Source organism: Ferrimonas kyonanensis DSM 18153 (assembly GCF_000425405.1).
GTDB lineage: Bacteria > Pseudomonadota > Gammaproteobacteria > Enterobacterales > Shewanellaceae > Ferrimonas > Ferrimonas kyonanensis.
This window is the reverse complement of the sequence record NZ_KE384366.1, coordinates 111,437-128,101: the sequence shown is the minus strand read 5'-3', so window position 1 is coordinate 128,101 and position 16,665 is coordinate 111,437. Positions and strand designations below refer to the sequence as shown.

The following is a 16,665-nucleotide window of genomic DNA, read 5'->3' as shown; positions in this document are numbered from 1 at the left end:
CGAAACTTGTGCCAACACATTGCTCTATTAAAATCATAGACTTAAAAATAGAAGTTGCCATGAGCCTGCGCAAGGTTGGTCAAATTCACTAACTGTTGGTTAAGGGTGGCAGCGACAGGCCCGCCTGCCAGGGCAGGGTAAATCCGCTGAGGTCGGCCTGCAACTGATACAGGGGCTGACCGCTCAGGCGGTACTTGCGCTCAAACGGCGTCAGGTCATCGCCGCTGGGCGACAACGGCGCCAACTGTGAGGGCACACCGGCCAAGGTCAGGGCGCGGGCGAACTCCTGCAGATACACCGGCCAGTTGGATCGCATCTCCAGTTGCCCTCCCAGCATCAGCAGATAGGGGAACGCCGCCGCGCCGTGCCAACGCCGCTTCAGGTGCGAAGATTTCGGCCAGGGATTGGGGTACAACAGGTAATGATGACTCAACTGCCAACCATCGGCCACCGCCAACCGCCACAGATCGTTGAGATCGACCCGGGCCAGCAGATAGTTGTCCGCCTGCTGGCGATAGTTTTCATGCTTGTCCAGCCGGTGCGCCGACTTGTCCATGCCAATGAGCACCGCCTCCGGATGACGCCGGGCCAGGTTGGCACTGCTCTCGCCGACGCCGCAGCAAGAATCGAAGATCAGCGGCCGACCATCTGCCTCGATCCACTGCTTGAGTCGGTAAAACGTCTCCAGGGTGGCATCGTGAAACGGCTTGTTGAACGGCGTCGCCAGGTGCTTGAGCACCGTATCATCCAGGCGTTGATGCAGGCCCTGTTGGTTGGATTCAATGGCGCGGGAGTTGGCAATGGTCATAGTCGGCTCAGACAGAAAGGGGAGCCCCAGGCCCCCCGGTTCAACAAAAGAAAGGCTAGTGGCGCAGGCCGGTGCCTTTATGAATCAAATAGTAGGCCAGGGAGAAAAATCCGCTGATGAACACCAGAATCACCGCAAAGGCGGCACCAAGACCGATGTCGCTGGCCCCCAGGAACCCGTAACGGAAGGCGTTGATCATATAAACAATGGGGTTCAGTTTAGACACGCCCTGCCAGAACTCCGGCAGCAGGCTCATGGAGTAAAATACCCCCCCCAGGTAGGTCAACGGCGTCAGCACAAAGGTCGGAATGATGCTGATGTCATCGAAGCTGTTGGCAAAGATGGCATTGAGCAGTCCCGCCAGAGAGAACAACATCGACGACAGCACCACCACCGAGATCACCACCAGCGGGTGTTGAATCTGCAGATCCACAAACAGCATCGCCACCACGGTCACGATCACTCCGACGCACAGGCCTCTGGCCATGCCGCCGCCGACATAGCCAAGAATGATCAACACATTAGGCACCGGCGCCACCAGCAACTCCTCGATGTTGCGCTGAAACTTGGCGCTGTAAAAGGAGCTGGCCACATTGGAGTAGGAGTTGGTGATCACCGCCATCATGATCAGCCCGGGCATGATGAACTCCATGTAACTGAAGCCACCCATCTGGCCGATCCGCGATCCCACCAGATTACCGAAAATTAAAAAATACAGGGTCATGGTGATGGCTGGTGGCACCAGAGTCTGAATCCAGATTCGGGCAAACCGGTTCACTTCTTTGCGCAGCAGACTGCTGAAGGCAATGGTATAGGGGTGACTCACGCCTGTTCCTCCTTACGGCCATTTTCCACCAGGGAGACAAACAACTCCTCCAGCCGGTTGGCCTTATTTCTCATGGACAGCACCTGCACGCCGCGCTCACTGAGCTGGGCAAACACCGCATTGAGGCTGTCCTTCTTCTCGACGTCCACCTCCAGGGTGTGGTCATCCAGACGACGGTGAACAAACCCGGATAACGCCAACTCCGGGCTACCGGGCTTCAAATCCAGAATAAACGTCTCGACGCTGAGCTTGGACAACAACTGCTTCATGGAGGTGCACTCCACCAGTTCGCCCTTGTCGATGATGCCGATGTTGCGACACAGCATCTCTGCCTCTTCCAGATAATGGGTGGTGAGAATGATGGTCACCCCCTGCTGGTTGATGCGGCGCAGAAATTCCCACATGGAGCGGCGAATCTCGATGTCGACCCCGGCGGTGGGCTCATCCAGGATCAGCAGTTTCGGTTCATGCATCAGCGCCCGGGCGATCATCAGCCGTCGTTTCATGCCACCAGACAGGGTCCGGGCCGGAGCGTCACGTTTATCCCACAACTCCAGTTGCGACAGGTACACCTGGGCACGCTCGGCCGCCACCGCTCGCGGCACGCCATAGTAGCCGGCCTGATTCATCACAATCTGGTGCACCGTCTCAAACTGATTGAAATTGAACTCCTGGGGCACCAGGCCGATCTGACGCTTGGCAGCCTCCAGCTCCCGGCTCAGCGGATGACCAAACACACTGACCTCACCCGCACTCTTGTTCACCAGCGAACTGATGATGCCAATGGTGGTGGACTTACCGGCGCCATTGGGGCCGAGCAGGGCAAAGAAATCCCCGGCTTCCACGGTCAGGTTGATGCCCTTGAGGGCTTCCACTCCGCCGGCGTAGGTTTTGCGCAGCTCGGTGATCTGCAACGCGCTCTGTGGCTGGGTCATGCTGGTCTCCAAAAAAACGTAGCCCGCTATTATAAACCCCTTAGGTCTGGATAAACATGGAAAAATGACCCGCCGGAGCGTGGGGATACCGGCCGGCCGGCGGCCACAAAAAAAGCGCCCTGAGGGCGCTTTTCTGAAACAGGGTGCGAATTATTCGCCGTCGCTGGGCACCACTTTGGCGATGTAGGGCAATTGGCGGTAGGACTCGGCGTAATCGAGGCCGTACCCCACCACGAACTCATCGGGAATCGCCACACCGATGTATTTAACATCCACCTCCACCACTCGGCGGGTGGGCTTATCCAGGAACGAGGCGATGGCCAGTGACGCCGGCTCACGGGAATTCAGCAGCGCCAGCACCTTGGACAGGGTACGGCCGGTATCAATGATGTCTTCCACCAGCAACACATGGCGGCCTTTGATGGACTGAGCCAGATCCATGACGATCTTCACGTCGCCGCTGGACTCGGTGCTGCTGCCGTAGGAGGAAGCGGTCATGAAGTCCATCTGCACGTTGCCATCGAGACGGCGCACCAGATCGGACATCACGATAACAGAACCTTTGAGCAACCCCACCACCAGCAGCGAATCGACGCCGGCGTAATCACGGTTGATCTGCTCGGCCATGGTATCCAGGGCCTGGTTAATCTCCTGTTCGGAGATCATCACTTCAAGGGTATGCTTCATGGTTATACTCAATTATTTTAATGTGTAGGGTTACCGTAGCCCCAGCGGGGCAACAGTTGATGTTCTATGTTCAGGTGGTCCAGTATTCTGGCCACCATAAAATCCACCAAATCGTCGATGGACCGGGGCTGATTATAGAACCCCGGCGCCGCCGGCATGATGGTGGCACCCACCTGACTGAGCTTTAACATATGCTCCAGGTGAATGGCGTGAAACGGTGTCTCTCTGGGCACCAACAACAGCTGTCCCCGCTCCTTGAGTACCACGTCCGCCGCCCGCTCGATCAGATTGTTGCTCATTCCGGTCGCCACGGCGGCCAGAGTGCCGGTCGAACAGGGACAGATGATCATCTGCCTCGGTGCTGCCGAGCCCGAAGCCACCGGAGAAAACCACTCCTCCTTGCCAAACACCTGCAACTGGGCCTCATCGACACCAAAATGCTGGCGCAGTTTATCGGCACAGGCCTTGGGATTGGCGGGCAACAGGAAATCCTGCTCCTCGGCAAACACCACCCGCGCCGCCGATGACACCATCAGAAACACGGTTCGGCCGGATTTTAGCAGACACTCCAGCAAGCGCAGCCCATAGGGCGCCCCGGAGGCACCGGTAAAAGCCAAAGTGATAGCTTGATCACAGTTTGTCATTTTGCAGCCTCCAGTGCATCCAGCAAACGGCCATGTATCCCACCGAAGCCGCCATTGCTCATCACCACGATGGTGTCGCCAGCCCGAGCTTGGGCAACCACCGACGTCACCAGTTCATCCAGAGTCGCCGCCACGCTGACGGGCACCGGAGCCGTTGCCATCGCTGCCGCCAGATCCCAGCTCAGCGTCGCGGGTTGATACACAAAGGCGGCATCGGCATCCGCCAGAGAGGCCGCCAGCGTATGCTGATGAACCCCGGCTTTCATGGTGTTGGAACGCGGCTCCAGCACCGCCAGTACCCGTCCTTGTTGCTTACGGGCCTGCAGCGCCTTCAGCGACGTGGCGATGGCGGTGGGGTGGTGAGCGAAATCATCGAACAGCTGAATGCCCCCGGCCTCTCCTCTCAGCTCCATGCGCCGCTTAGGGCCGGCGAAACGACTGAGGGAGTCAATGCCATCGAACGGGCGCACCCCCACGTGCCGGGCCGCCGCCAGGGCCGCCAGGGCATTGCTGATGTTGTGGTCGCCAATCAACGACCAGCGCACCGTTCCTTGAACCTCGCCGTCGAGACACACCTCAAAGGCGCTGCCATCGTCACAGAGTTTCCTGGCTGACCAGCCCCCCTCACCCAACAACACCTGTTCGCTCCAGCAGCCTTTGGCAATCACCTCAGCCAGGTACGGTTCGGACTCGGGCCAGATCACCTGACCGCTGCCCGGCACCGTGCGCAGCAGGTGATGAAATTGCTTCTGAATGTCGGCAATGGAATCGAAAATATCGGCGTGATCGAACTCCAGGTTGTTCATCACCAGCGTCCGGGGATGGTAGTGAACAAACTTGGAGCGCTTGTCGAAGAAGGCGGTGTCGTACTCATCCGCCTCCACCACAAAAAACGGCGTCTCGCCGAGGCGGGCCGACACCCCAAACTCGCGGGGTACGCCACCGATAAGAAAACCGGGGGCCAACCCGTTGTCCTGCAGCAGCCAGGCCAGCATAGAGGCGGTGGTGGTCTTACCATGGGTTCCGGCTACCGCCAGTACCCAGCGCTGATCCAAGACCTGCTCGGCCAGAAACTGTGGACCACTGGTGTAACTCAGCCCCTTGTCCAGCACCGCTTCGACACAGGGGTTGCCCCGGCTCATGGCATTGCCGATCACCACCAAATCCGGAGCCGGCTCGAGCTGCGCCGGGTCAAAACCCTCAATCAAGGCGATGCCCTGCTGTTCCAGCTGGGTGCTCATCGGAGGAAAAACATTGGCGTCGCTGCCGGTGACGGTGTGGCCCAGGCTGCGGGCCAGCAGGGCGATGCCGCCCATGAAGGTGCCACAGATACCAAGAATATGAACGTGCATCACGGATTCCATAATCAAAACTGCCGCCAGTGTACCAACCCGTCACCGTAAGCCGCAAAACAATCAGTTATGGCAACCAAGATGGAAAAACATCGAAACGTCTAGACGTCTAAATTGACATGACCGAACGGATGGGACACAATGCCGCCATAGACCGCTCGACATGAGGTTGAGCCAGCACCGCACACCAGGATGGCCGTGGGTAACAAGAGTAGTAAAAAAACAATGAGTCAGACCGAAACCCTAACCAACCCTGAGATCCGCTCCCGCTCCGCCGTGGCGCTGCTGCCACTGCTGCTGTTCCTGGCCACCTTTGTCGGTGCCGGTGTCTACCACCAGAGCCAGGGCACCGAGTTTGCCTTCTATCAATTGTCACCGGTGATCGCCATCCTGCCAGCGATCGTGTTGGCGCTTGCCCTGGCACGCCAGGCCCTGGATAAGAGCCTCAATCAATTCATTGCCGGTATTGGTGACAGCAACATCATCGCCATGTGTCTGATCTACTTACTGGCAGGCGCCTTTGCCGCCGTCGCTAAGGCCACCGGCGGTGTGGATGCCACCGTGGCGCTGGGACTGACCCTGATCCCCGCCTCGCTGCTGCTGCCCGGCTTCTTCCTGATCGCCGGCTTCATTGCCACCTCCATGGGCACCTCCATGGGCACCATCGGCGCCCTGGCCCCGGTGGCCTATGGCATCTGTCAGCAGACGGGCATCGACCCGGCGCTGATGGCCGGCGCGGTGATCTCCGGTGCCATGTTTGGCGATAACCTGTCGATCATCTCTGACACCACCATCGCTGCCACTCGCACCCAGGGCTGCGAGATGAAAGACAAGTTCCGGGAAAACATCCGCATCTCGGCCCCGGCCGCCGTGCTGACCTTTATCCTGTTTGTGGTCGTCGGTTCGGGCCAGAGTGCGGTGGAAGCTCAGTCGTTCGATCTGATTAAGGTGCTGCCCTACCTCACCATTCTGGTACTGGCGGTCGCCGGCGTGAACGTGTTCCTGGTACTGCCGGCAGGCATTCTGCTGGCCGGTGTCAGCGCCATCGCCGGCGGCGACTACGCACCGATGCAGTTGGGTAAAGACATCTACGCCGGTTTCACCAGCATGCAAGAGATCTTCCTGCTGTCGATGCTGGTGGGTGGCCTGGCGGCGCTGATGAAGCATCAGGGCGGCCTCAACTGGCTGGCAGACAACGCTGCGGCGCTGATCGCCCGCTTTTCGAAAAAAGCCCAATCGCCGCGCGCCGCCGAGTTGGGGATGGCCGGCATCGTCTCTGCCACCAACCTGTGCACCGCCAACAACACGGTTTCCATCATCATCACCGGTTCGGTAGCCAAGGACCTGGCTCAGCGCCACGGCGTCAAAAAGCGCCGCGCCGCCTCGATGCTGGACATCTTCTCCTGCATCAACCAAGGTCTGATCCCCTGGGGTGCCCAGGCACTGCTGGCCGGCGCCACCTTTAAGCTCTCCCCCCTGGTGGTGGTCAGCCACGCCTGGTACTGCATGGTGCTGGCGGCGGTAGCCATTGTCATGGTGAGCCTTCGCAAGGCATAATCAAAGCCATTAATCCCGTTGACGAAAACCAGAGCCCCGGGCTCTGGTTTTTGCGTTACCTTAGTGGAGAGTCCTGTGACCCCTTCAAACCATGGCCTGAAGCACTTTGCCATCGCCGCCGCCATCTACCTGGTCAGCTTTTTTGTGGCCTTTGCCCCCTACGCCTTTATTCAGGATCCCGAGCAGGTGGCGAAGATGATGGGCGGAGCCGGAGGCTGGGCCCTGATCGCCGCCACCCTGTTTGCCATGGTGGCCTTCGTCATGAACCTGCTGGGCGTCTGGACCAGCCTTAAGGCCCTGCGCCAGGGCCCCAGCAGCAAGGCCACTTTTGGTCTACTGCTGAATCTGTTGCCTGTGATGGTGATCCTGTCACTGTTGTACAGCTACCGAGCCATGATGTTTTGATCGGGATCACACTGATCTTGAGCGACTAACCCTATAATTGCATTAATAATGCATCTTTAAGGTTTGACGCCCATGGACACCTTCACCCTGGTCTTTCTGTACGGCTTCATCGGCATGATGTCGCTGCTGGCGCCGTACCTGCTACTGGTGTTCCTGTTCGCCGGCCATTGGTGGACCCCCTTTATCGGCATCGGCCTGTTTGTCAGCATTCTGACCTTTCTGCCTCCGCCGGTGGCACTGGTATCCTGCCACCTGGCCGTGGCCGGACTGGTGCTGACCCTGGCAGTCAAGCTGTGGCGCCGCTACCGGCCTACGGGACCGACGCCAGGTTAACAGCATAAAAAAACCCACCGAATCAGGTGGGTTTTTTATTGCGCCTGGGATTACAGCCGCCGTTTCAAGAAGTCCTCGATGGTGGCCATCAGGTGCAGCTGCACCGACTTGCCGCGCATGGAGTGCTTGGAGCCGGGGTAATCTTTGGACTCATACAGTTTGCCCGCATCCTGCAAGCTCTTATACAGTTTGGTGCTGTTCTGGTACAACACGTTGTCATCGGCCATGCCGTGATACACAAACAGTTGCCCTTTCAACTGGTCCACATAGGGAAAGACCGACGACAGACGATAGCCCTCGGCGTTGCTGGCCGGATGGGCCAGGTAACGCTCGGTGTAGTGGGTGTCATACAGGCTCCAATCGGTCACCGGCGCGCCGGAGACTCCGGCGGCAAACGAGTCCGGCGCGGTAAACAGGCTCATCAGGGTCATGTAGCCGCCGTAACTGTGGCCATAGATGCCAATGCGGTCGGGATCGACCCACGACAGGCTCTTGAGGTACTGTGCCCCCACCACCTGATCGGCCACCTCGACCTGACCCAGACGCCGGTAGATCTCGCTCTCAAACGCCAATCCGCGAGCGGCCGAACCCCGGTTGTCCAATTGAAAGACGGCAAATCCCTGCTGCACCAGGTACTGAGTAAAGTAATCGTGACGACTCCAGCTGTCCCGAACCGTCTGGGCATGAGGGCCGCCATAGACACGCACCACCACCGGATAGCGTTGACCTGGGCGAGTCTTCGGCTTGAACAGCCGGTAGTACAGCGTCATGCCGTTGTCGGCCTTGAGGGTGCCGTACTCGGGTTGGGTCCAATCGCTCCAGTAGCGCACCAGAGGGTGATCGCCTTCAATGGCATTTTCGGCAATCCAACTGATGGTTTTGCCATCGGCCTGATGCAAGCTCAGCTGCGGCGGTTGCCGGGTGGAGGAGAAATGATCCAGGTACACCGAGCCGTCGTCGCTGAATACCGGCTGGTGGAATCCAGCCCTCTGGCTTAGACGCTGCACCTCACCACCTTTCAGAGAGACGCGATACAGGTGCCGCTGCAGCGGCGTATCACGACGGCCACTGAAATAGACCCAGCCACCGGCTTCGTCGATGGCTTCCACCGCATCCACCGCCCAGTCACCCTCGGTCAGTTGCCGCACCAGGTTGCCCTGATCGTCCATCAGGTACAGGTGACGGAAACCGCTGCGCTCCGAACTCCAGATAAACCCGGGCTGGGAGTGCAGGAAATGCAGATCATCACTGAGGTTAATCCAGCTGCGGCTGGTCTCGGTCAGCAACAACGAACGGCGCTGGTCGGCCTTACGCCACTGCCACAGCTGCAGGGTCTGCTGGTCGCGGCTTTGCCATTGCCAGGTGACCGCACTGCCGTCGGCATTCCAATTCACCCGCGGCAGGTAGCCGCCGTTGTCTCTGGCCCCTGGCAACCACTGAATGGCGCCACCATCCAGGCTGACTACCCCAATCCGAACACTGGCATTGTCCTTACCGGCATAGGGGTATCGCTGCTCCGTCAGCTTGATGCCATCGGCAAAAATCTCATTGCGAATCACCTGCTCCACCGGAGACTCATCCACCTGCAGGAAGGCGATGGCGGTTTCGTCCGGCGACCACCAATAACCGCTCATGCGGTCCATCTCTTCCTGGGCCACAAACTCGGACATGCCGTTTTTCAGCGCCCCTTTGCCGTCCAGTGTCAGCAACTGCTCCTGGCCGGTGCGCAGATCGATCACCACCAGGTTCTGCTGGCGAATGAACGACACGTAGTTGCCCTTGGGGGAAAAACGGGCGTCGGTTTCAAACGCCTCGGTACGAGTCAGTTGTTGTGGCTTACCGCTCGCCAGTCGATACAACCAGATGTCGCCGCCAATGGGAAACAGCAGCGCCTTGCCCTGGGTATCCCACTGATATTCCAATAATCCTTTGCCATAGATACGCTGACGCTCGCGTCGGGCCTTTTCCTCTTCCGACAGCTCGCCCTCTTCAAACAGGGTCGAATCCACCAGCCGAGTGCGTTGGCCACTGCTCAACTGGTACTGCCAAAGATCGTAGCGCTCCAGGTCGTCTTCACGAGGCGCCAGCCAGGTGACTCGCTGGCCATCCGGAGACAGGGCGGGTTTAGAAGGTTGAGAGCCCGCCAGTGAGGGTTCACTGACGATACGGGACAGGGTCAGCGGCTCGGCGCTGAGCCACGCCGAGCAACACAGTAGCCCGGTGAACAGAATCCGTCTCATTGTTATTATTCCTGATATGACAATGAGAGGGATTGTCGCTAAAGCGGAACAAAATCACAAACCCGCCCTCAGAGGAGCGGGCCGGGACTCAAGCCTTAACTGGCTTTGGAGCAGGCAATCTCCAGCTCTGGCTGCTTGTTCTCCAGCAGCTTTGGCTTGTCTTTCACTCGGGAACCGATGAACTGACCGCCATTAAAGATCTCGATCTTATCGGTGACAATTTCACCCTCGACGGTACCGCTGGCGGCAATGGTCAGGCGCTGACACTCCAGGTTACCGGTAATCTTGCCTTCAACTTGAACCTGTTCGGCGGTAACCTGGCCCTCGATGATGCCGGCACTTTCGACCACGATCAGGCCGGTGGCGGTCAATTCGCCGATAATATGGCCATCCACCACACAATCGCCTTCAACATGAAGACTGCCTTCCAGACGCGTTGATTGCGCAAAATAGGTTAAACCTGCGCGACTCTTTTTCGTTTTACCAAACACGGTTAATCACCCTCAATATCTATGCGAATACCAACGTTCGCGGCGCTAGCATTAACTCACAAACGAGATCCTCAGCCAGTGAGATCTCTTCCCATAGGCGACTCGTTATAATCAAAACTGTTGCCCATCACAAGCGAATAAAATTCACTCGGTGGTATCCCCCGACGCCACCCCGGGGCCGGTTTTGCCATTATCCCTTCGTAGCACTGCAAAAGAGCGGATTTTTCGCTATCATTGGCGGATAATTTACCCTGCCAATCATTCAGATAGGACCCCTGCATGCAGCGCCTTCGCGAAACGCTTAGCCTACAAGGCTTACCCTCAGAGTTACAACAATTGATCCTGACCCTGGCCGACTGTGGCGTGGAGATCAGCCAACTGGTTCGAGGCGGCGCCCTGGCGGGCGTGCTGGGGGTAGCCGACAGCGAGAACGTTCAGGGTGAGACTCAGAAGAAACTGGACATCATTGCCAACGATCTGATCAAGGACAAACTCGGTGCCAACCCGCTGGTGAAGGGAATTGCCTCCGAAGAGGAAACCGACGTGGTTGCCGCCAACGCCGATGGTCAATACCTGGTGTGCTTCGACCCACTGGACGGCTCCTCCAACATCGACATCAACTCCCTGGTCGGCACCATCTTTTCGGTGCTGCCTGCCCCTCAGGGCGAAGTCAATGAAGCGGCCTTCATGCAGCCGGGTACCAACCAGCCGTGCGCCTGCTACATCCTCTATGGCCCGGCCACGGTGATGGCACTGACCACCGGCAAGGGCACCCAGATGTACAGCCTGGATCCCGCCAGCAATGAATTCGTCCTGGTGGACGAACAGGTCACCGTACCGGCCCAGACCGGCGAATTTGCCATCAACATGTCCAATCAACGTTTCTGGCAGGCACCGATGCAGGACTACATCGCCGACCTGATCAGCGGCAAAGAGGGCCCTCGGGGTCGCAACTTCAACATGCGCTGGATCGCCGCCATGGTGGGCGACGTGCACCGAGTGCTGAGCCGGGGCGGCCTGTTTACCTACCCACAGGACACCAAGAACCCGGAGAAACCTTTCAAACTTCGTCTGATGTATGAAGCCAACCCAATGAGCTTCCTGGTGGAGCAGGCCGGCGGCAAAGCGTCCACCGGTTACGAGCGCATCATGGCCATCGAGCCAGAACAGATTCACCAGCGGGTCGCGGTGATTCTCGGCTCCGCCGACGAAGTGGACACCTGCCTTGGCTACCACAGCAAAGGCTGATTTTTAGTAAAACGGCTGTTTAAGGAAAAATTATGAGCCTGAATAACGTACCTGCGGGTAACTCTCTTCCGGATGACATCTACGTAATCATCGAGATTCCGGCAAATCATGACCCCATCAAGTACGAGGTCGACAAGGACAGCGGTGCACTGTTTGTTGACCGTTTTATGAAATCACCGATGTTCTACCCGGCCAACTACGGCTACGTTAATCACACCCTCAGCCTCGACGGTGACCCGGTTGACGTGCTGGTTCCGACCCCTTACCCGCTGGCACCGGGCTCGGTGATCCGCTGCCGTCCGGTCGGGGTACTGAACATGACCGATGAGTCGGGCGAAGATGCCAAGATCATCGCCGTGCCCCACAGCAAGCTGACTCAGGAATACGACCACATTCAGGACATCGACGATGTGCCTGCCCTGCTGAAAGCCCAGATCACCCAGTTCTTTGAACGTTACAAAGAGCTGGAACCCAACAAATGGGTCAAGGTAGAAGGCTGGGCCGATGCGGCTGCGGCCCGTGAGGAGATTCTCTCCTCCGCCAAGCGCTATCAGGACCAGTAATACCCAGCAGCAACAACAAGGGGGGCCAACGGCCCCCTTTTTTATCGGCTTGCCCTAATAGTGCCGCAGCGCCCGCAGTTTCAATTGGTAACGCTGCCTTTCATCCACAGGGGCAAGACGGACAGCCGCCTGCAGTGCATCCTCACTATGGTTCAGCTGCCCCAGTTGGAAATAGGCCCTGGAAAGCCCGAAATGGAACTCGTGATGATAATCCGCGAGTTTCACCGCTTTGCGGTATTGGCTCAGGGCCTTGGAAAAGTCGCCGCGCTGATACGCCAGCTCGGCCATGTCGTAGTAGTAAAATGGGTTATTCAGTCGTGCCAGCTCAATCTTTTTATGCACCTGGGCCCATTCGGTAAGCCGCCCCTGACTGGCCAGCAACAGCGCCAGATTGTGCAGGGCATGGCTGTCGTCACCGGCCAGGGTGGCGGCGTACTGGTACACCTGCTCGGCCTGGGACTCCAATCCCTGACGACGATAGAGCACTCCAAGGGCATTCCAGCCGGCACTCAGATCCGGGTCCTGCTGCAGCGCCCGCTTCAGATAATGGTGGGCCAGATCCGGCGATCCGTCGATCATCGCCTCGGCAGCCAGATTATTGTAAAAGCGAGCGATCATCTCCGATTCGCTGATGCGCTCGGTGTGATAGCCGCGAATCTGATAGGTGGGCAGAAAATCGATGGTGGTCGATATCGAGCCGCTGATGTCCCAGGCGCTGGTGCCAATCTTCGGGGTCAGCCGAATGTTGATATGGTCATTGAGCAGCACCACTCCGCCCTGTCGATCCCACACCGGTGGCGATTTCACCATCTGGTATTCCACCCCCAACCCCAACTCCCTGGCCAGGGCCGCGGTCATCACCACCAGAGACATGCAGTTGCCGGCCCGACGGGCGTAGGTCTCTCTGGCCACCAGGGTGGCACTGTTGTCGTACTCGAAGCCGTGCTTCAGGCTTACCAGATCCGCCAGCATTCGAATTCGCACCGAGGCACTGTTGCCATGGCGGGAGGCTCGGCTGACGAAGGCCTTCATCTCCGAGTCCAGTTGAAACAGCTGTTCAGGCCTGACCGCCTCGGCTACCGGGTCAAAATGCTCATTGGCAAACGCTGGCACAGGCACGGTCTGCGACGGTGAATGAGCACAGGCCGTCAACAGTAATAACAGGGTGGGAACAACGTGTTTTAAACAGCGCATACTCCAAGCCTAGCCGCTGAGCGAAAAGTGTCCAGCCCGGATTGCGGCCAGCTTGTGTCATATCAATGACGCGAAGATGACACTTTAATGATCGCGACAGGATGGTTTTATTTGTTCAATGGCCATCAAGCCCCTAGGATGGTGCCTCTGCCCACTAACCCCATCAGGATCCCCCTTGAATCTGTCCCGCCCTCAGCTGTTGCTGGTAATGACCTTTGTCATGTCGCTGGTGTTTGCCGTCTGGCAGGTACTGCTGAATAATTTTGTGGTGGAAGCGGCCGCGTTCACCGGCAAAGAGATTGGTATGCTGCAATCCCTGCGGGAGGTTCCCGGATTTCTGGCCTTTACCTCCATCCTGGTACTGCTGGTGATCAGAGAGCAACGCTTTGCCCTGGTGGCGCTGCTGTTGATGTGCGTCGGCGTCGCCGCCACCGGCTGGTTCCCATCGGTGCTGGGGCTGTACTGCACCACGGTGTTGATGTCCATCGGCTTTCATTACTACGAGACCTGCAATCAATCACTGACGCTGCAGTGGCTGCCTAAGCACCAGACCGCCCAGTTCCTGGGGCAAGCCCTGTCGGTGAAAGCCGCCGGCGCCCTGCTGGGTTACGGCAGCATCTGGCTGCTGATGACGGCCCTGAACTGGCCCTACGCCTGGGTCTACAGCGCCGTCGGCGGTCTTGGTGCGGTGATGGTACTCGGCGCTTGGTGGGCCTTTCCCCAGTTTCAACAACACCACCAGCAGCAGCGCAAACTGATTCTGCGACGCCGCTACAGTCTCTATTACCTGCTGACGTTCCTCTCCGGCGCCCGGCGGCAGATCTTCATGGTGTTTGCCGCCTTTATGATGGTGGAGAAATTTGGCTACAGCGTCAGCGAAATCACCGCGCTATTTCTGATTAACTACTTGTTCAATCTAATGTTTGCCAAAAAAATCGGCGGCTGGATTGGCCAAATTGGCGAGCGGCGCACCCTGATCATCGAGTACCTGGGGTTGATTGCGGTGTTTGTCAGCTACGCGGCGGTAGAGCATCCGACGTTGGCCGCCGGCCTGTACGTCATCGACCACCTGTTTTTCGCCCTGGCCATCGCCGTAAAAACCTATTTTCAAAAGATTGCCGACCCGGACGAAATCGCCGCCACCGCAGGAATCAGCTTTACCATCAATCACATCGCCGCAGTGGTCATTCCGGCAGTTTTGGGACTGGTGTGGCTACACTCCCCGGCTCTGGTGTTTTATATTGGGGCAGGCATCGCGCTGTGCTCATTGCTGGCGGCGATGAGTTTGCCGGCGCTCCCGGCACCGGGCAACGAAACCCGCTGGGGTGCCCTGTTTCCATCGCGGTAACGGGATGCCCCATCAACAGTGTGAAGGATTATGACTGACAAGCTTATGAGCATGCCCTCCGGGCGCACCGACAGCAGCCGTACGGCCCGTCAGCAAGTGGTGTCTCTGGCCCGTCGCATCGGCCTCAATGGCGACAGCGACACCGCCAAAAGCCTGGCCCTGCGAACCGAGAAACGGCTACAAGATTGGCACGAACAACGACAGGCGAACTTGGAAAATGTGCTGCGGCAAGCGATTCCGCTGGCGGGAAGTACCGTCAGCAACAAGGAGTTGGATCCGGACTGGCAGTTCCAGTTTTGCCAAATGGCGGAGCAGATTCACAACGACAAGATGCAGAAGTTGTGGGCCCAGATCCTGGCCACCGAACTGAGTCTGCCCGGCAGTTTCAGCTTGCGAACCCTGGATACCCTCAAAAGCATGACTCAGCGGGAAGCGATGCAGTTTGCCCGTACCGTCAGCCTGTCGACGCAGATCGGCCAGGATCCCAGCCGCAAGGTGATCACCGGCTACCGCCGCGAGGCCGGGTTTGGTGGTTTCAGCTCCGCCAAGCAGGAAGGCCTGAACCTGTCCGGGCAGGGGTTGCCTTACAGTGCCATTTTGACCCTCAGGGACTTGGGACTGCTGTTTGCCACCGAACTGGAAACCGGCCCCCTGGCCGCCAAGCAAACGCTGCTGCTGCGATGCCAGGGGCACAACATGCGCTTTACCCCCAAAAGCGGGCGCCTGCGCCTGCGGTATTACCGCTTCACTCAGGTGGGCGATGAACTGGGCCAGTTGATCACCGATGCCGCCAACGAAGAGTATTGCCAGGCGCTAACCAAACTGCTGCTCGACGACTTCGTCACTGCCTGACGGCGGCACAAACCAATGCAAGTCGTCTGACAGAGCCACCACCTCGCCAATCACCAGTGCCGCCGGTGTCTGCACCTCTGGCTGCGTTACCATCTGCGCCAATTGTGCCAGGGTGCCGGTAAGCACCTGTTGTTGCGGCTGGCTGGCCCGGCTGACAATGGCCACCGGGGTCGCCGGACTGCGACCTCCGCGCATCAGGCCTTCGGCAATGGCCTCGGCCCGCTTAATGCCCATGTACACCACCAGAGTGTGGTTCTCCATGGCCAGTTCGGGCCAGTTATTGATCTCTTCACCGCCCTTTCCATGACCGGTAACGAAGGTCACCCCTCGGGACAGAGTGCGATGGGTCAGTGGCATGGCCGCATAGGCCGAACAGGCGGACGCCGCCGTCACTCCGGGCACCACGTAGTAATCGATGCCCGCCTGTTTCAGCGCCTGCATCTCTTCACCCCCACGGCCAAACATCAGCGGATCGCCTCCCTTCAGCCTGACCACAGCCCGATCTCCACGGGCCTTGGCCACCAACAAGCGGTTGATCTCGTCCTGGGTCATGCTGTGTCGACCACAGCGCTTCCCCACCGCAATGCACTCGGCCTGAGGATTGATCAGATCCAGAATCGGTTGACTCACCAGAGCATCGAACAGCACCACGTCCGCCTGCTGCAGCGCCTGCAACGCCTTAACCGTCAATAACCCGGGATCCCCGGGACCGGCTCCGACAATGGCAACCGGGCCACTGCCACCGGGCAAAGTTACTAAGCTCACCATAGACTCCCTGATCCGTTTCGCACCAGCTTAGGGGAGCCACTAATAACCAACAAGAATCAAATTGGAACTTTTAATAACCTTATTGCATATCAGGACACAAAGGCCAACACAACGGTCTGTAAAATCGCCACTTAGCACGATTTCAGTAAACATCACTTGCACCGCCGGGGAAAATCGCTATCATAGGCCGCCGTTGAGTTCGGTAGCCAATTTGGTTAAGGTCAACGAATTGAAATACTGTCGGTGATTAGCGCAGCCTTGGTGGCGCATCCCGGTCTTGGAATCAGCGGACCAGAGAGCCCCTCTGGAACACAGCCTGACCCAAGTAAAATACTGTCGGTGATTAGCGCAGCCTGGTAGCGCATCTGGTTTGGGACCAGAGGGTCAGAGGTTCGAATCCTCTATCACCGACCA

At 58.3% G+C, this 16,665-nt stretch carries 17 protein-coding genes and 1 tRNA gene; 8 read left to right on the top strand and 10 right to left on the bottom strand.

Features of this window, described 5'->3' with window-relative positions; all coding sequences use genetic code 11:
• Positions 1-88: 88 nt before the first annotated feature.
• The 6 genes from trmB to mpl all read right to left on the bottom strand — a co-directional run bounded on the left by trmB (position 89) and on the right by mpl (position 5,252).
• A complete protein-coding gene (gene trmB, locus H598_RS25050) occupies positions 89-808 on the bottom strand; it encodes a tRNA (guanine(46)-N(7))-methyltransferase TrmB (protein ID WP_051252890.1) in 720 nt (239 codons plus the stop codon).
• 55 nt (positions 809-863) lie between these two features.
• Positions 864-1,634: an ABC transporter permease gene (locus tag H598_RS0119350; protein ID WP_028114474.1), complete on the bottom strand. Its 771-nt coding sequence runs from the start codon at positions 1,632-1,634 to the stop codon at positions 864-866.
• The gene (locus H598_RS0119345; RefSeq protein WP_028114473.1) at positions 1,631-2,569 is read right to left on the bottom strand and encodes an ABC transporter ATP-binding protein; all 939 of its coding nucleotides are present in this window, start codon (positions 2,567-2,569) and stop codon (positions 1,631-1,633) included. The genes H598_RS0119350 and H598_RS0119345 overlap by 4 nt, the downstream gene beginning before the upstream one ends.
• A gap of 150 nt (positions 2,570-2,719) precedes the next feature.
• Positions 2,720-3,256: a hypoxanthine phosphoribosyltransferase gene (gene hpt / locus H598_RS0119340; protein WP_028114472.1), complete on the bottom strand. Its 537-nt coding sequence runs from the start codon at positions 3,254-3,256 to the stop codon at positions 2,720-2,722.
• Positions 3,257-3,273: 17 nt separating this feature from the next.
• Positions 3,274-3,900, bottom strand: a complete 627-nt coding sequence (locus H598_RS0119335; RefSeq protein WP_028114471.1) for a flavin prenyltransferase UbiX — start codon at positions 3,898-3,900, stop codon at positions 3,274-3,276.
• Positions 3,897-5,252, bottom strand: coding sequence for a UDP-N-acetylmuramate:L-alanyl-gamma-D-glutamyl-meso-diaminopimelate ligase (gene mpl / locus H598_RS0119330; protein WP_028114470.1), 1,356 nt, complete (start codon positions 5,250-5,252; stop codon positions 3,897-3,899). The genes H598_RS0119335 and mpl overlap by 4 nt, the downstream gene beginning before the upstream one ends.
• A gap of 225 nt (positions 5,253-5,477) precedes the next feature.
• Between mpl and H598_RS0119325 the strand changes: the two genes are divergently transcribed.
• The 3 genes from H598_RS0119325 to H598_RS0119315 all read left to right on the top strand — a co-directional run bounded on the left by H598_RS0119325 (position 5,478) and on the right by H598_RS0119315 (position 7,547).
• Positions 5,478-6,809 carry a Na+/H+ antiporter NhaC family protein gene (locus tag H598_RS0119325; protein ID WP_028114469.1) on the top strand — a complete coding sequence of 444 codons (1,332 nt, stop codon included), beginning with the start codon at positions 5,478-5,480 and terminating at the stop codon, positions 6,807-6,809.
• A gap of 75 nt (positions 6,810-6,884) precedes the next feature.
• Positions 6,885-7,214: a hypothetical protein gene (locus H598_RS0119320; RefSeq protein WP_028114468.1), complete on the top strand. Its 330-nt coding sequence runs from the start codon at positions 6,885-6,887 to the stop codon at positions 7,212-7,214.
• Between the two features lie 72 nt (positions 7,215-7,286).
• On the top strand, positions 7,287-7,547 hold the full coding sequence (locus tag H598_RS0119315; RefSeq protein WP_028114467.1) for a hypothetical protein: 261 nt from the start codon (positions 7,287-7,289) through the stop codon (positions 7,545-7,547).
• Between the two features lie 50 nt (positions 7,548-7,597).
• Here H598_RS0119315 and H598_RS25045 read toward each other — a convergent pair whose 3' ends face one another.
• Both H598_RS25045 and H598_RS0119305 read right to left on the bottom strand, forming a co-directional pair.
• Positions 7,598-9,787: a S9 family peptidase gene (locus tag H598_RS25045; protein ID WP_084144543.1), complete on the bottom strand. Its 2,190-nt coding sequence runs from the start codon at positions 9,785-9,787 to the stop codon at positions 7,598-7,600.
• Between the two features lie 95 nt (positions 9,788-9,882).
• The gene (locus H598_RS0119305) at positions 9,883-10,278 is read right to left on the bottom strand and encodes a bactofilin family protein (protein ID WP_028114466.1); all 396 of its coding nucleotides are present in this window, start codon (positions 10,276-10,278) and stop codon (positions 9,883-9,885) included.
• Positions 10,279-10,557: 279 nt separating this feature from the next.
• Here H598_RS0119305 and H598_RS0119295 point away from each other — a divergent pair, with 279 nt between their 5' ends.
• The gene (locus H598_RS0119295; protein ID WP_028114464.1) at positions 10,558-11,526 is read left to right on the top strand and encodes a class 1 fructose-bisphosphatase; all 969 of its coding nucleotides are present in this window, start codon (positions 10,558-10,560) and stop codon (positions 11,524-11,526) included.
• A gap of 32 nt (positions 11,527-11,558) precedes the next feature.
• Entirely contained in the window at positions 11,559-12,089 is a 531-nt protein-coding gene (gene ppa, locus H598_RS0119290) for an inorganic diphosphatase (RefSeq protein WP_028114463.1), read from the top strand.
• Positions 12,090-12,143: 54 nt separating this feature from the next.
• Here the strand turns inward: ppa and H598_RS0119285 are convergent, their stop codons facing one another.
• Positions 12,144-13,283: a tetratricopeptide repeat protein gene (locus H598_RS0119285; RefSeq protein WP_028114462.1), complete on the bottom strand. Its 1,140-nt coding sequence runs from the start codon at positions 13,281-13,283 to the stop codon at positions 12,144-12,146.
• A gap of 208 nt (positions 13,284-13,491) precedes the next feature.
• On the opposite strand from H598_RS0119285, the gene H598_RS0119280 reads away from it, so the two are divergent.
• Together H598_RS0119280 and H598_RS0119275 are read left to right on the top strand one after the other, a co-directional pair.
• The gene (locus tag H598_RS0119280; RefSeq protein WP_051252899.1) at positions 13,492-14,631 is read left to right on the top strand and encodes an MFS transporter; all 1,140 of its coding nucleotides are present in this window, start codon (positions 13,492-13,494) and stop codon (positions 14,629-14,631) included.
• Positions 14,632-14,661: 30 nt separating this feature from the next.
• Positions 14,662-15,483: a TIGR03899 family protein gene (locus tag H598_RS0119275; protein WP_028114460.1), complete on the top strand. Its 822-nt coding sequence runs from the start codon at positions 14,662-14,664 to the stop codon at positions 15,481-15,483.
• Here H598_RS0119275 and cobA read toward each other — a convergent pair.
• A complete protein-coding gene (gene cobA, locus H598_RS0119270; protein WP_028114459.1) occupies positions 15,445-16,248 on the bottom strand; it encodes a uroporphyrinogen-III C-methyltransferase in 804 nt (267 codons plus the stop codon). The two genes, H598_RS0119275 and cobA, sit on opposite strands and share 39 nt — an antisense overlap.
• Before the next feature lie 340 nt (positions 16,249-16,588).
• Between cobA and H598_RS0119265 the strand changes: the two genes are divergently transcribed.
• A tRNA-Pro gene (locus tag H598_RS0119265) sits at positions 16,589-16,665 on the top strand.

Bases quoted from the DNA above. Each gene is read 5' to 3' on its own strand.
- H598_RS25045 (WP_084144543.1), bottom strand. From the start codon at position 9,787: ATGAGACGGATTCTGTTCACCGGGCTACTGTGTTGCTCGGCGTGGCTC.
- H598_RS0119325 (WP_028114469.1), top strand. From the start codon at position 5,478: ATGAGTCAGACCGAAACCCTAACCAACCCTGAGATCCGCTCCCGCTCC.
- H598_RS0119280 (WP_051252899.1), top strand. From the start codon at position 13,492: ATGACCTTTGTCATGTCGCTGGTGTTTGCCGTCTGGCAGGTACTGCTG.
- H598_RS0119315 (WP_028114467.1), top strand. From the start codon at position 7,287: ATGGACACCTTCACCCTGGTCTTTCTGTACGGCTTCATCGGCATGATG.
- H598_RS0119335 (WP_028114471.1), bottom strand. From the start codon at position 3,900: ATGACAAACTGTGATCAAGCTATCACTTTGGCTTTTACCGGTGCCTCC.
- H598_RS0119345 (WP_028114473.1), bottom strand. From the start codon at position 2,569: ATGACCCAGCCACAGAGCGCGTTGCAGATCACCGAGCTGCGCAAAACC.
- H598_RS0119285 (WP_028114462.1), bottom strand. From the start codon at position 13,283: ATGCGCTGTTTAAAACACGTTGTTCCCACCCTGTTATTACTGTTGACG.
- hpt (WP_028114472.1), bottom strand. From the start codon at position 3,256: ATGAAGCATACCCTTGAAGTGATGATCTCCGAACAGGAGATTAACCAG.
- mpl (WP_028114470.1), bottom strand. From the start codon at position 5,252: ATGCACGTTCATATTCTTGGTATCTGTGGCACCTTCATGGGCGGCATC.
- H598_RS0119275 (WP_028114460.1), top strand. From the start codon at position 14,662: ATGACTGACAAGCTTATGAGCATGCCCTCCGGGCGCACCGACAGCAGC.
- ppa (WP_028114463.1), top strand. From the start codon at position 11,559: ATGAGCCTGAATAACGTACCTGCGGGTAACTCTCTTCCGGATGACATC.
- trmB (WP_051252890.1), bottom strand. From the start codon at position 808: ATGACCATTGCCAACTCCCGCGCCATTGAATCCAACCAACAGGGCCTG.
- H598_RS0119295 (WP_028114464.1), top strand. From the start codon at position 10,558: ATGCAGCGCCTTCGCGAAACGCTTAGCCTACAAGGCTTACCCTCAGAG.